The sequence below is a fragment of the uncultured Helicobacter sp. genome (assembly GCF_910577135.1).
Taxonomy (GTDB): domain Bacteria; phylum Campylobacterota; class Campylobacteria; order Campylobacterales; family Helicobacteraceae; genus Helicobacter_C; species Helicobacter_C mastomyrinus.
This window is the reverse complement of the sequence record NZ_CAJTLL010000027.1, coordinates 1-14,612: the sequence shown is the minus strand read 5'-3', so window position 1 is coordinate 14,612 and position 14,612 is coordinate 1. Positions and strand designations below refer to the sequence as shown.

Below are 14,612 nucleotides of genomic sequence, written 5' to 3'. Positions count from 1 at the left end.
GCTCCTACCACGAGATACTATATTGGCTCTATTGAGATATAGGCATGCTTCATACAAGTTTTCTTTTTGAAAGTTATAAATTCTAGTCCAGCAGCCATTCACAACGCGCTATGCGGCTTACCGCACCTTTAAACAAAATATGTGAATCTTGGCTTAAGCTAAGCTCTAGTCTCTCCTTGCTTGGGGGTATCAAAATGGCATTTTTATCACATAAACCATTAGCCAAAGCAATGGCAAATACCGCTGCTGCCCCTGTGCCACAAGCCTGTGTGATATCCTCCACACCCCGCTCATAGCTCATATAAATGATATGTTCTCTCTCTATGTAAGCTATACTTACATTGGCATTATATTTATACCTCAAATGCTCCAAAATATGCTCTTTTTTTGCAGGTAGCGCATTTTTATCTTTGACAAATCCCACCAAATGTGGTACTCCCGTATCAAGCAATGTCCAAGATGGAACATCATAAGGATTAGATTCTATAATATCCCTCTGCAACAATGTATATACGCCTAAATCGCTCTGCACTAGAGACGTATTGTGCAAATCTATCTCTATGCAAATAATTCCTACTGCACTTAAAAAGCAGTGCTGCTTTGGTGCTAATCCTTCCACATAGGCATAATGCCCCACACTTCTAGTAGCATTGCCACACATACTTGCATATGAGCCATCAGCATTGTAAAATTCCCATTTATAGGCATATTCTTCCCCCACAGCAGGGATAAGCACCGCCATACCATCAGCCCCTATGCCATTATGTCTATCGCAAACTTTTTGCGCAAGATACGCACGTGAGCCATCATTATAGTTCTGTGTATGGAAAATGAGAAAATCATTTCCATTACTGCTATATTTCACAAATTGCATAGAATCCTGCCCGTATCGCTTTAAAGTTTAGGCAGGGACTTAAGATAAGATTCCAAACGTTGCTGCAAAGCGCGCAAACTCCCATCATTGCCTATAATATCATCAGCTAAACGGCATTTTTCTTCAATAGATATTTGTGAATCTAGGCGCATTTTTGCCTCTTCAAAGTTAAGCTTATCACGTTGCATAATGCGCTCTATGGCTTTATTTGCAGGTGTGTAAATCACAAGTGAGCGTGCCACAGGAAAGGCTTCTTTGCCCCCTACTTCAAAAAAAAGTGGAATATCTATAAAATACCACATTTTTTTCTCCTCAAGCTGCCAAGCCTGGGCAAAAATTTGCATTTGAATCTGTGGGTGGAGAATAGAGTTAAGCTTTTTACGCTCTATCGCCGAAGCAAAAACAATATTTGCGAGTTTTTTACGCTCAATCTTTCCGCTATTATCTAAGATTCTATCACCAAAATGAGCGATAACCTCTGCGCTACACTCATCGAGCACTTCATGTGCAATACTATCAGCACAAATGCTTTGATACCCATAAAGTGAAAGGAGATTTACTAACGTGCTTTTACCGCTCCCTATGGAGCCTGTTAATGCGATTGCGTGTGTCAATGCCCCAGCTGTCATACCATACCTTTAAAATCGCGCAATAGATTGAATCTTGCTAAATAAAAAATGGGGTAATGCAAATACACTCTCGTGTATATGGGCATTATAATATTGCAAAGAGGGGAGTAAATCAATTTTTTGCAGGAGCATATCGGCCTTTGGGTGGGGCTTTTTGGAAGCAAAAATATAGCTCTTATCACCTAAAATACTTAAGGAAGGAAAAAAAGGCATAACAATATGAAAAAACTCAGCACAATCACTTAATTTTTGCATAAAAGATTCTTCCTCTAAAAGAGGGTGGTGATTGCGCATTATAAGTATGCCTGTGTTTGTAAGCATACGCGCCAAGCCATCAATTTGATGCTTGTTAAGCACACTATCTGCGATAATCACATCATATTTTTTAATGTCTAAATCAATGACTTGTGTAAAAAGTGAAAAATCCTTATGCTGCAAAACTTTATGAAAATGCGGCAAAAAGCTCATAAGTGAATCTAGGGTCTTTTTATCGCCTTGCACACAATCCACCTTTACATTATGTTTTAAACATTCATACGCAATTTCAAGGTTGAAACTATCAAAAAGCAGGACATTATCAGCTTGAGGAAGCACACAAAGCGGGAGATGAGCAATAAGCTCGGATTCTATAAAAAGATATTTACCAAGCATAAGATGAGTTTGATCAATCATTGCTATTTGTTCAAAATCAGTGCTTTTAAAAATCTCTATACTATGTGTGCTACGTGCGTCAAGAATCTTAGTATCAATTGTGTATTCCTGCCGAAAATTTGGTGTAAGCTGACGAGTAATCCACATAAAATAGCCTTTTGTGCTTCTTTTACTTTTAAAGAGTGTATATTGAGATATTTAATAAACTCCCGTGCAGGTGCTTATGGCACACAAAAAAATAAGCTGCTCTGCTGTGTTCCCACCCTGAAGCGTTGTCCTACTTATCTGTTGCATAAGTCTGCAAGGAAGCGGAGGAATTATATCATTCGAGACTTAAAAATGATTGAAAGGAAAGATTAACTCTCGCTTGGCTTTTTGGGATAGCAAAAACGATAGCCTCTACGGCGCACGGTCTCAATTGTGCTAATATTAAGAGGTTTATCCATTTTTTGGCGAATCTGATTAATCGCTACCTCTATAACATTGGGCGTTACAAGCTCGGGCTCTTCCCAAATTGCATCAAGTAGCTGCTCTTTTGAGACGATTTGATCACGATGACGCGCAAGATGTGTAAGCACCTCAAAAGGCTTGCCCTTAACTTCTATTTCTTGCCCTCTATATGTAATTTTTTCCTCATCAGGATTAATAACTAAATCCTCAATTTCAATCACGCTTGAACCCCAAAATCGCAATCTTGCTTGGATTCTAATCAAAAGCACTTGCAAACTCAAAGGCTTGGACACAAAGTCATCCGCACCGCCTTTGAAAGCTTGTATTTCTGTTTCAGCAGATGTTTTGCTAGAAGTGATAATTACAGGTGTGCGAGGGGACTTTTCTTTCACCTGCGCAACAATATCAAGCCCACAACCATCTGGCAAATCCCAATCTACCAACACCAAATCATAATTACGAATATTGATAAAATACTCACCATCTTTTAAATTTTCTGCTACGTCAGTTTGATAGCTGTGCTCATTAAGCATTTCTGCAATGTTTTTACATAGGTTCGGATCATCTTCAATAACTAAGATTCTCATTTAAATTCCTCTCAATACTTAATTTTAGCTTCAATTATAACACAGTTTATAAAAATATTTTCCCAATTCTAAAATTTCTTGTGCTGGAAGTAGCAAACAATACTTTTTTAAAGTAAAAAAGATTGTCTTTCATATCATAACGTTTGAGGGCATTATTATCTTCGTTGAGTTGATTTAGTCCATTCTCCATTGTATAAAATACCTCATAGCCTATACTTTTAGCCGTGCGGAGCAATCCTTGATTATACATACCATCAGGCCAAGCTAAATGCTTTGTCTCTCTATTAAGCTGCTCCTTAATCAATCGTTTTGAAAGCTCAAAATCCTCGTGCCACGAGAGCGATACAATATTTTTAAATTGATAGGTATGCGTCATTGAGCCTATGCTAAACACATCTTGCATTGTATGTATCTCCTCCCAATTACACATCACTGCCCTAGCATTATTTAAAAGTGCATTTTTACATTCACTATGAGGGATTTGGATATAATCTGCTGCGCTTTTTGAAGCCTCATCGACCCACTCTGTTGCAACAAATAGTCCTGCCTTCGCCTGATATTTTTTGAGTAGTTCATACGCATTCATATAAACATCACGCCACGCCCCATCAAAAGTGAATAACACGCAACGAGGAGAAAACTTAGTATTGTCCTGTTTGTAAGCAATCACATCATCAAGACTTAAAAACTGATAATCTTTTTTTTGCAAATATTGAAGCTGTTTCTCAAAATTTGCCAAAGACACACTATGGGAATCTTGCATATTACGGATATGTATATATCGCAGTATAGGAAGGCACATCATAGATAATTTACCAATGACATTTGATTGATACGACTTGTAGAAGCAAGCACGGCATTATAATTTGTCGTAAGATTTGAGAAATGATTGTAAGTTTGGGCTATGTCTGTGCCAATTACTTCACTCTTAATAGATTCTATTTGCACACGTAAAACCTCATTTCTTCTAATCACATTCTCAAAGCTACGGCTATGGGCACCATTAAGAGCAACCATCTTTTCAATGTGATCACTCAAATGCCCAAAAAGCTCAATAGCATTTTGAATCCCTTTGTTACGCATTTGGTCAGTATATTCATCACCATAAGCATCAGGACGATACACACCTGAGCGCACGGCTTCAATAATCCCATCGAGCGAGCGGAAGAAATCCACATCAGGCTGGTCTATAATAAGTGCATTGTTGGCATTAAATGTTAGCGATGAGCGATAGTTACGGATACCTTGCTCACTAAAATCATTACTTGCATTATCATATATCATAAATTTCATACGAGAGATAGAGCGCATTTCATCAACAATCTCAATACGTCCATCACGGCTCAAAGAAACATTAAAACGTCCTTTTGTTTGCTGTAAAAGCTCTTCATAGGCACTTTTACCCTCTTGTGTAGGGGTATTTTTTTTCATTTGAGCATTTTTATAATTATCCATATCCTGATTACTATAGTTAAGCGCGATACTTATCATATCAAGCAACTGACGATAAGTAATATCATCAGCCTTGCTTACACTTACTGCTGGCGGCTCATCGTGCGGATTATAAAAAGGAATAAAAAATTCAGGCTGGGAGCGGAAACTCGTCGCATCAAAATCCACATTAGGTAATACTAAATATGAGCCTTTATTGCTAAATTCAATCCGTGCATTAATCGGGATTCCATTATGATCTTCAAGCACAAGGTTGTAAGTTTGTCCATCAAGGCTTCCTCCTGCTACGGCAGAGAGCTTTGTCTCTTCATTTGCATAGCCCATACCATCTAGTAGCATCTGCTGGACATTTGATATAAGCTTTGCGCCTTGATTCTCAAAATATACTTGGTCATATTCGGTGCGGTAATCACGTCTCAACCCATTTGTTTCAAAGCCTGCATTATCAAGAGTGGCCAAAGAGAGACTAAAGCCACTTGGTCCATTAAAAGGAGGATTCATCATATCCCTATCTTTATGTGTTACATTCAGATCACGTAATACAAGTTCTCCACGCACAATCTCGCCCTCTATCTTGCCACCAAAATGATTTTTAATCATCGCGAATAAATCCTGCACTTCCAAATCATCATCAACCCTTATATTTAAAGCCGATATAGGTTCTTCATTAATGCTCCCATCATCATAATTTGGACGAGTGCCATCAATCACAAGCGTTTTCACATCTTTAGCCAAAATATCTTTAAGTTTTGTAGTAAGCGTAGCTGGAGAATTATCGGCTGTGAGAAAAGTAGAGGGGAACTTGAGTATGCGATGGTCATAATTATCTTGGACAGCCTCTAAATAGCTTTGCGAAAACGCTCCCATAAACGGGCTTTTTTGAAAACTTGTTACTCTTGCACCTAGCTCTGGCAATTCATCTACATTATCCACATCTGTATCACTTGATATGAGATGAAAATCTAAATTCGCATTCCCCGGAGCAAGGTTTTTAATCTCAATTTGTCCCCAAAAATTCAAACTCACATCGACCACTTTACTCTTGCTCGTATTGCCAAACTCCTTACCGATTCTATCAAGCAAATCTTGGACTTTTGTTGCATTATTTATATTTTTATAACCCACATCAAATGCAAACTTACTCTTAAAGCTCGTGCCATCAGGGCGGACACCGCGCAAATAGAAAAACTCCTGTCCATCATTACTTGTGTCATTGTCATTATCACCTATCAAATCTCGCAAGGTGTCAGTAGCCTTAATATACACTTCTTCGGGTATATCACCACGGCGGATTCTATCCATAATGTCATTATTGAGCTTACTTTGATTAAACTTGCGGATATTGGTTGTAATGCTCTTATGATGGTCGGAATCCCGCCCAAAAAACAGCTCCTCACCAGTAATATTATAAGGTATCAAATTATTATTGCTTACTAAGGCTTCAAGTCGCTCATTATTGCCCTTATATGTACCATCTGGCTCAAATGGGCGTATCTTCACATTACTCCCTGCAAAGAGAAACTCCCCACCAATAGCTGTATTAGCGATATTTATCATATGTTCTTTAAGCTTTTCTAAATCCCTTGCAATCGCCTCACGTGATGTGGGAGAGTGAATATCGTTTGCCGCTTGAAGAATCTTCGTATTGAATTGCTCTGCAGTTTGAGAAAGTTCCGCAAGTGCTTTGTCAGTATTAAGCGTAGCAGTATGAGCGTCGTGGCTCACATCAATGCCCTGGTCAAGATTTGCCTTTTCATATTCAAGCTTTAGATTTTGATTAAACACGCTACTATCTTGATAGCCATATTGGATCTTTAATCCCGAAGCAATTTTGGTGTTTATATCCATTAGCTTGCTTTGCATAGTGCCCTGATAATAATTCATTTGGTTATATTTCGTGCCAAATGTAACTCGCATTACCCTTCCTTGTATTTAATTAGTTAAGTAATATCTTAATTATCGACTTTTAAAGCAAAAATAATACCCTTTTGGCCGTATTTACATTATTTTATCTTACATTCATCATAACAATGTGCATTTTTTTTCACATTTTATACCCTGAAATTAGCGTATAATATCAAGTATCTCTTCTGCTTGCTCATAAATAATCTTACTCTTATCCCACTCCCGTTCGCCCTTACGTTGCTTTATGCCCAACTTTGGATTCTCTACGCCTTTTTCATTACCCATTGGGATTTTTGCTTCTCCCTCGATTTCTTTATAATAGATAGTTGTTGGAGAATCCACAAAACGATCTGTATGTACTTCATACTCTTTAAGTGATGAGCCACCCATTATATCAGCTTCACTTTTACCAAGCAAATCAGGCGGGATGGGCAAACGTTTGATCACACCATTAGGAGAAATCTCCATAATGCCAAGCAATGCACCACTTTTGTGGTCAATCATTAAAGTTTGATTAGGCTTAAGATTAAGCTCTATACGTTCGATACTATCAAAATCAAGTATCATATTATCCGCCCACACATTCATAGCTATACCCATACATAGTAATGCAAATGTATGTCTTGTACGCATTTACCGCTCCTTTTGCTTAGAATCTGATTTAAAGTTTAATGCTAAGATTATACTTAAATTTTGCTTTTTAAAGGATTTTTATGCAAAACATTACTCCCATTAGCACAGCAAACGCCCCCCAAGCCATTGGTCCCTATTCACAAGCCTATATCTGCAATGGTATGATTTACACCTCAGGGCAAATTGCCCTCACGCCACAAGGTACTTTTATAGAGGGTAATATTACCGCTCAAAGCATACAAGTGCTTGAAAATCTCAAAGCTATTCTAGAATCTGCGGGAAGCAGTTTGCAAAAAGTCATTAAAACCACCGTCTTTCTTAGCAATATGGAGGATTTTAACACCCTTAATACTATATATGCACAATACTTTGGCTCACATAAACCTGCTCGCAGCACAATTGCGGTAAAGACACTTCCTAAAAATGCACTTGTAGAAATCGAGTGCATTGCTACACTCTAAGATTCTATAAAGGCACTATATATGGACGATTTACGCAATATATTTCGTATTTTTACCGCCCCACTTGATTTTATCAATAAATATTTTAAGTCGCTTATCTTTATCTTTATTGTGCTGCTTATTCTAGTCCCAAGCAACGATACAGAAGAGCACCAAAAACCCAATTTGGCTAAGCTCTATCTCACTATGCCTATTTATGAGAGCGAGAGCTTTGCCGCACAAATAAAGAAAATCACAGACAATAAGCATATTCAAGGTGTGCTACTCATTATTGATTCGCCCGGTGGAGCGGTGGGAGCGAGTATAGAAATTGCCGATATGATTAAACACCTTTCTACTAAAATGCCTGTGGTCGCCTATGTGCGTGGCTCAATGGCAAGTGGAAGCTACTATGCGGGTATGTATGCTAATGAAATTTATGCTAATCGTGGGGCATTAGTTGGCTCTATTGGCGTGATTTTTAGCGGTATGAATATAGCAGAGCTAATGGAAAAAGTAGGTATCAAGGAGCAAGGTATTAAAGCAGGTGCGTATAAAGAAGTAGGTACGATGACACGCCAATGGAGCGAATCAGAAAAAGATTTTTTAGAACATCTTATCAATGAGCAATACACGATGTTTTGGCAAGATGTCATCAAGGCTCGTGGATCAAAGCTTGTAAGCAAAAATCATCATCAATTTGCAGAGGGTAAAATATTCTCCGCATCTCAGGCTCAAAAACTAGGATTGATTGATAAAGTTGGCTCAATGCAAGAAGCAATTAGCGCATTACAAAAGCATAGTAATATAGAAAAGCCCGTATGGCTTAAAAAAGACAAGTTTGAAGATTATATGGATAAACTCTTAGATTCTATGAGTTCTAAGGTGCTTTCACTCACTGCTCCCTCGCTCAAGGCACATTTGTGAATGTACCTCAACGCATTATTCTTATTAGCGCACCGGATAAAAAGGGGCTTGTGTATCACATCTCATCTGTGCTTTATGAGTTAGGGCTAAATATCGAGCGCAACGATGAATATGTTGATAAAGAAATTTTACGATTTTTTATGCGCACACACACTTGCGGCGAGGTAGATGATAGGATTCTTAAAAATAAATTAGAATCTATCCTGCCGCCTCACAGCACACTAACCATTCAGCCCACTAGCAAAAAAAATATTATTATTCTTTGCACGAAAGAAAATCATTGCGTGGGAGATTTGCTTTTAAGACACGACAGCGGGGAACTAAACGCCCATATTCAAGCTATTATTAGCAATTATGATATATTAAAGCCCCTAGCGCAAAAGTTTGATATACCCTTTTTCCATATTCCCGCAGAAGGCTTAAGCCGTGAGGCTCACGAGAAAAAGCTTTTAAAGATTATTGAAGAATTTGATAGTGCGTATTTGGTATTGGCAAAATATATGCGGATTCTCACAAAGTATTTCACACAGCATTTTGAAAATAGAATCATCAATATTCACCATAGTTTCCTCCCGGCATTCATCGGTGCAAATCCCTATAAACAAGCACATCAACGTGGTGTAAAGCTTATCGGTGCGACCGCACATTTTGTCAATGAAAATCTTGATGAGGGGCCTATTATCACTCAAGATATTATCCACATCAATCATAGCTATTCGTGGCAGGATATGCAAAAAGCCGGACGCGATATAGAAAAGATAGTACTCTCTCGTGCGCTTAATCTCGCCCTAGAAGATAGAATCTTCGTCTATGGCAACAAAACGATTGTATTTTGAGAAATATTCTAGCCCTACTTTCAAAAAGTTTTCACACCTTGCGTCTTTTGGCATTATTTGGGTTACATAGAAATCATTAAACCTTACCTCTAATGCCTACTTCCAAACATTACTCAAAAGCTGACATCAAACAAAAATTCTAAAAGGACACCAATATCTTGTAACCCTATGCATAAAAAATCGTACGATAGTGCTAACCTCTAGAAGCGTCGCAAGGGTGGTGAGCAATATATTTGCAAACGATATATAAGAGAGAGTGAGAAGTATATCCTCGAGCCAAATTCTTTAAACCCATCTCCCACCTCTTGTTTATAGATGAAAAAGAAAGAATCAAAGAAACTTTAATATTATGATTCCTAGACTAGAAATTTTATTTCACAGAATAGATTCTGCACAAATGCTTTGAGTTTTTAGATAAGTTTCTCTAAACCACTTAAACCCTATCCATAGATTAAGTACTTTTTTGCTACAATCACACAATTTTACGCAAGGACAATACATTATGCCTAAACGCACCGATATTCATACGATTCTCCTTATTGGTTCAGGACCTATCATCATAGGACAGGCTTGTGAGTTTGACTATTCAGGCACACAGGCGGCTAAGACATTAAAATCTCTAGGCTATAAAGTTATCCTAATCAACTCAAATCCCGCTACGATTATGACAGACCCAGATTTTGCAGACAGGACATACATCGAGCCAATCACTGAAGAAATCATTGTCGATATTATCAAAAAAGAAAAAGTCGATGCAATTTTGCCCACTATGGGCGGACAGACGGCATTAAATGTCGCTATGAGTATGTTTGAAAAGGGCTTATTAGAGGGCATTACATTTCTAGGAGCAAAGCCCGAGGCGATTAAAAAGGGTGAAGACAGACAGGCATTCAAAGAAGCAATGCTAAAAATCGGTATGGACCTGCCTAAATCACGCTATGCCTACACAGAGGAGGAGGCACTCAAGGCGGCACAAGAGATAGGATTCCCCCTGATTATTCGCGCGAGTTACACACTAGCAGGAGGCGGCAGCGGCGTGGCTTATAATATCGATGAATTTAAGGCTATCGCACAAAATGGCTTAGAGGTAAGCCCGATTAATGAAATCCTCATCGAAGAATCCCTGCTAGGCTGGAAAGAATACGAAATGGAAGTCATACGTGATAAAAATGATAATTGTATCATCGTATGCAGTATTGAAAATCTCGATCCTATGGGTGTGCATACCGGAGATTCTATCACTATTGCCCCCGCGCTCACACTCACAGATAAAGAATACCAACGTATGCGTGATGCGAGTTTTAAAATATTGCGAGAAATCGGCGTAGATACCGGCGGCTCTAACGTGCAATTTGCGATTAATCCACAAAATGGCAGAATGACGGTCATTGAGATGAATCCTCGCGTATCGCGCAGCTCCGCCCTAGCCTCTAAGGCGACAGGCTATCCTATTGCAAAAGTCGCCACACTTTTAGCTGTGGGCTTTAGCCTCGATGAGATTAAAAACGATATCACAGGTACACCGGCGAGTTTTGAGCCAAGCATTGATTATATTGTTACCAAGATTCCGCGATTTACCTTTGAGAAGTTTCCAAAGGCAGATTCTACACTTACTACGGGTATGAAATCTATCGGTGAGGTAATGGCAATCGGCGGAAGCTTTAAAGAATCTTTGCAAAAGGCGCTTTGTAGCCTTGAGACAGGGCTTTTTGGATTTAATAGAATTACCGCAGATATTGAGCTAATCCGCCGTGAAATCCGCCGCCCAAATACCAATAGACTGCTTTACATAGCGGAGGGCTTTAGACTTGGAATGAGCGTAGATGAAATCTATGAGCTATGCAAGATTGATAGGTGGTTTTTACACCAAATAAGTGAGATTATAGAGTCTAAAAAGCTTATATCCATCGCTATTTTAAACAATACTACGCTTATGCGAGAGATAAAAAGCTATGGCTTTAGCGACAAAATGATAGCCTATTATCTAAAAGAAAATGAGAATATAGATGTGAGCGAGGAGGAAGTCTATCAGGCACGAAAGAAACTTAATATTACACATCGTTATAATGAAGTGGATACTTGTGCGGGAGAATTTCCAAGCTTGACAAATTATTTATACTCAACCATAGGAAATTACCAGCATATAGATTTTGAAGGGACAGAATCGAGGGTGGTTTCTAACGATTCTACAAATATGCCTTCCCGCAAAGATAGCCACAAAACAACACACAAAGTTTTGATTATTGGGGGTGGTCCTAATAGGATAGGTCAAGGCATCGAATTTGACTACTGCTGTGTGCATTCTAGCTTTGCGCTTAGAGATTTAGGCATTAAAAGCATTATGTATAACTGCAATCCCGAAACCGTTAGCACAGATTATGATACAAGCGATGTACTATATTTTGAGCCTATCGATTTTGAACATGTAAGAGCCGTGATTGAGAGAGAAAAGCCCGATGGCATTATTGTGCATTTTGGGGGGCAAACGCCCTTAAAACTTGCACACTCTCTGCAAAAGATTAATGCAAAAATCATTGGTACATCGGTTAAAGCCATCGATATAGCCGAAGATAGAGAGAAATTCGCGCAATTTGTGAATAAGTTAGGCTTAAATCAACCACAAAATGGTATCGCTTACAAAAAAGAGGAGGCATTTTCTATCGCAAATAGCATTGGCTTTCCTGTGCTTGTGCGCCCTAGCTATGTGCTTGGCGGACGAGCTATGCGGATTGTATATGATGATGAGGAGCTAAAAAGCTATATGGACGAAGTCATCGCCGTGAGCGATAGCTCTCCTGTGCTCATTGATAAATTTTTAGCAAATGCGAGTGAATTTGATGTGGATTGTGTGAGTGATGGAGTGAATGTCTATATCGGGGGCATTATGGAGCATATCGAGGAAGCTGGGATACATAGCGGCGATAGTGCAAGTTCCCTACCCTCTGTGAATGTGTCTCAAAGTATGCTTGATGAGATTACCCAAACGACTGCAAAAATCGCCCTAAATCTTGGCGTAGTGGGCTTAATGAATGTGCAATATGCGATTTTTGAAAATAAGCTTTATATCATAGAGGTAAATCCTAGAGCCTCGCGCACCGTGCCTTTTGTGAGTAAAGCTACCGGCGTGCCTTTAGCTAAAATCGCTACAAGGGTAATGTGGCATTGCGCCTTGCAAAATATAGATTCTAATGCCGGCAGCATAGATTTTGCATTCCCTAACGCCCATACAAATAAAACCCAACAATCGCTACATTCCAACAATCAAGGCATTTTAGCAGAAGCCCTAAGATTCTATGATAAATACAAAAGGGTAGATTTTAGCAACAATATCTATCAACCAAAGGCATTGCAATATGTGGCGATTAAAGAATCTGTTTTTCCGTTTAATAAGCTGCCCGGTGCAGATTTACTGCTAGGACCAGAGATGAAAAGCACAGGCGAAGTAATGGGAATTGCAAAGAGCTTTGGACGTGCCTTTGCTAAAAGTCAATTAGCGTGCAAAAACGCTTTGCCCTTAAGCGGAGAGATTTTTCTCTCATTGGCAAATGCTGACAAAAAAGAAGGAGTGAAACTCGCAAAGGGCTTTATCGAGCTTGGATTCGCTATCTGTGCGACAGAGGGAACATATAAAACCTTACGCGAAGAAGACGTCCAAGCCACGCATATCCTCAAAGTAAGCGAGGGGCGTCCAAATATCATCGATAGTATGGCGAATAATCAAATCAGCCTTGCAATTAACACAAGCGACCAGTATTCAAACAAAGAGGATACGCACATTATCCGCACACAAATTATTAAAAGTGCCATTCCCTACTTTAGCACTCTTTCTGCGGCGTATGTGGCAGTTGAGGCTATTAAAAATATGAAAAATTGCAATATTAATGAATCTTGCGCAATACAGGATTATCTACAAAATTAAAAAAAAAAAAAAAATAGATTCTATGAAATATCATTCTCCTCAAATGCTTTTTAAGCAGAGGCGCGGTAAGCTAGTTGTGTAGCCACATATTTGTAATTCACACATTACGCTTAATTTACGAGGAATTATTATAATTTTTACAGGTATAAAATTTAAGGAGTGCAATATGCGTTATCGAAGATTGGGTAATTCAGGCATTAAAATCCCCGAAATGACATTAGGCACAGCCACATTTGGCGGTGTAGGCGAGATTTTTAAAGATTGGGGAAATACACAACTACAAGAGGCAAAAGAGCTTGTAAGCATTAGCCTAGAGTATGGGGCAAATGCCTTTGATACCGCGGATTGCTACTCATCAGGCAAGGCAGAAGAAATTTTAGGGGAAGCGATTAAAAGCCGCCGAAAGGAGATTTTCCTAGCCACCAAAACAGGTATGCCTATGGGTACAGGGATAAATGACAGCGGGACATCTTTTGCACGTATTTTGAATGCTTGCGAGGCAAGTTTAAAACGATTGCAAACAGATTATATTGATTTATATTACTTCCACTCTTTTGATGCGCTCACGCCAATGGAGGAGATGTTGCGTGCGATTGAAATCCTCATCACACAGGGGAAAATCCGCTATTTTGGGGTCTCTAATTATAGCGCGTGGCATTTGATGAAAATGCTCTCAATATGCGAAAAATACAATTTACCAAAGCCGGTGGTTCATCAAGCGTATTATTCCTTAGCAGCGCGAGAGTTAGAGTGGGAACTACTTCCGCTTGGTATTGACCAAAATATAGGCACAATGGTCTGGTCTCCTCTCTCTGGCTCTGCTCTTAGTGGGAAAATCTCGCGAAATAAGCAGCCGCCAAAGGACAGCCGATTAAGCACAGAATCTACTTGGAGCGTGCAGCAAGAAAAGCTTTTTGATATTATTGATGTTTTAGAGGATATTGCGGGAGAGACACATCATAGTGTTGCACAAATTGCCCTTGCTTGGCTGCTTACTCGCCCAAGTGTAGCGGGACTTGTGATTGGTGCGAGAAATAAAGAGCAGTTAATTGCAAATCTACAAGCAAGCGAAATTACCCTTAGTAAAGAGCATATCAAACAGCTCAATGATGTAAGTGCTGTGCATCCTGTATATCCCTATTGGCATCAACAAGCTACAGTTCCTCACCGCGATCCTTTGTGTGTAGATATTTGTGCAAAATTAATATAATTTTTTATTCAACATCACAACCTCAACCCATCAACCTTTATCAAGGCAAACTTTTTCAATAAGTGGTGAAGTGAAGTATTACTATGAGTAAAAAACAGC

The 14,612-nt window shown here is 39.1% G+C and carries 12 protein-coding genes and 1 other RNA gene; 5 read left to right on the top strand and 8 right to left on the bottom strand.

The window, feature by feature from the left end; all coding sequences use genetic code 11:
* Positions 1 to 82: 82 nt before the first annotated feature.
* The 8 genes from dapF to QZ289_RS09900 all read right to left on the bottom strand — a co-directional run bounded on the left by dapF (position 83) and on the right by QZ289_RS09900 (position 7,181).
* A complete protein-coding gene (dapF, locus tag QZ289_RS09935; protein ID WP_295702144.1) occupies positions 83 to 874 on the bottom strand; it encodes a diaminopimelate epimerase in 792 nt (263 codons plus the stop codon).
* A 20-nt stretch (positions 875 to 894) separates the two neighbouring features.
* Entirely contained in the window at positions 895 to 1,503 is a 609-nt protein-coding gene (coaE, locus tag QZ289_RS09930) for a dephospho-CoA kinase (RefSeq protein ID WP_295702142.1), read from the bottom strand.
* Positions 1,504 to 1,512: 9 nt separating this feature from the next.
* On the bottom strand, positions 1,513 to 2,301 hold the full coding sequence (locus QZ289_RS09925) for a spermidine synthase (RefSeq protein ID WP_295702141.1): 789 nt from the start codon (positions 2,299 to 2,301) through the stop codon (positions 1,513 to 1,515).
* 60 nt (positions 2,302 to 2,361) lie between these two features.
* Positions 2,362 to 2,459: signal recognition particle sRNA small type (gene ffs, locus QZ289_RS09920), an RNA gene on the bottom strand.
* A 51-nt stretch (positions 2,460 to 2,510) separates the two neighbouring features.
* Positions 2,511 to 3,191 (bottom strand): homeostatic response regulator transcription factor HsrA, encoded by a 681-nt coding sequence (gene hsrA / locus QZ289_RS09915; protein ID WP_295702138.1) that lies wholly within the window; start codon positions 3,189 to 3,191, stop codon positions 2,511 to 2,513.
* 46 nt (positions 3,192 to 3,237) lie between these two features.
* On the bottom strand, positions 3,238 to 3,996 hold the full coding sequence (locus QZ289_RS09910; protein WP_295702137.1) for a polysaccharide deacetylase family protein: 759 nt from the start codon (positions 3,994 to 3,996) through the stop codon (positions 3,238 to 3,240).
* Entirely contained in the window at positions 3,993 to 6,560 is a 2,568-nt protein-coding gene (flgL, locus tag QZ289_RS09905) for a flagellar hook-associated protein FlgL (RefSeq protein ID WP_295702135.1), read from the bottom strand. Before flgL ends, QZ289_RS09910 begins: the two co-directional genes overlap by 4 nt.
* Positions 6,561 to 6,707: 147 nt before the next feature.
* Complete coding sequence (locus tag QZ289_RS09900; RefSeq protein WP_295702133.1) at positions 6,708 to 7,181, bottom strand: hypothetical protein; 474 nt, start codon at positions 7,179 to 7,181, stop codon at positions 6,708 to 6,710.
* Positions 7,182 to 7,261: 80 nt separating this feature from the next.
* On the opposite strand from QZ289_RS09900, the gene QZ289_RS09895 reads away from it, so the two are divergent.
* From QZ289_RS09895 to QZ289_RS09875, 5 genes are all read left to right on the top strand, one after another.
* Complete coding sequence (locus QZ289_RS09895; protein WP_295702131.1) at positions 7,262 to 7,642, top strand: RidA family protein; 381 nt, start codon at positions 7,262 to 7,264, stop codon at positions 7,640 to 7,642.
* 21 nt (positions 7,643 to 7,663) lie between these two features.
* The gene (gene sppA, locus QZ289_RS09890) at positions 7,664 to 8,548 is read left to right on the top strand and encodes a signal peptide peptidase SppA (RefSeq protein WP_295702130.1); all 885 of its coding nucleotides are present in this window, start codon (positions 7,664 to 7,666) and stop codon (positions 8,546 to 8,548) included.
* Positions 8,545 to 9,384, top strand: coding sequence for a formyltetrahydrofolate deformylase (gene purU, locus QZ289_RS09885; protein WP_295702127.1), 840 nt, complete (start codon positions 8,545 to 8,547; stop codon positions 9,382 to 9,384). Before sppA ends, purU begins: the two co-directional genes overlap by 4 nt.
* Positions 9,385 to 9,886: 502 nt before the next feature.
* Complete coding sequence (gene carB / locus QZ289_RS09880; protein WP_295702126.1) at positions 9,887 to 13,303, top strand: carbamoyl-phosphate synthase large subunit; 3,417 nt, start codon at positions 9,887 to 9,889, stop codon at positions 13,301 to 13,303.
* A 166-nt stretch (positions 13,304 to 13,469) separates the two neighbouring features.
* The gene (locus tag QZ289_RS09875) at positions 13,470 to 14,513 is read left to right on the top strand and encodes an aldo/keto reductase (protein ID WP_295702124.1); all 1,044 of its coding nucleotides are present in this window, start codon (positions 13,470 to 13,472) and stop codon (positions 14,511 to 14,513) included.
* Positions 14,514 to 14,612: the final 99 nt, after the last annotated feature.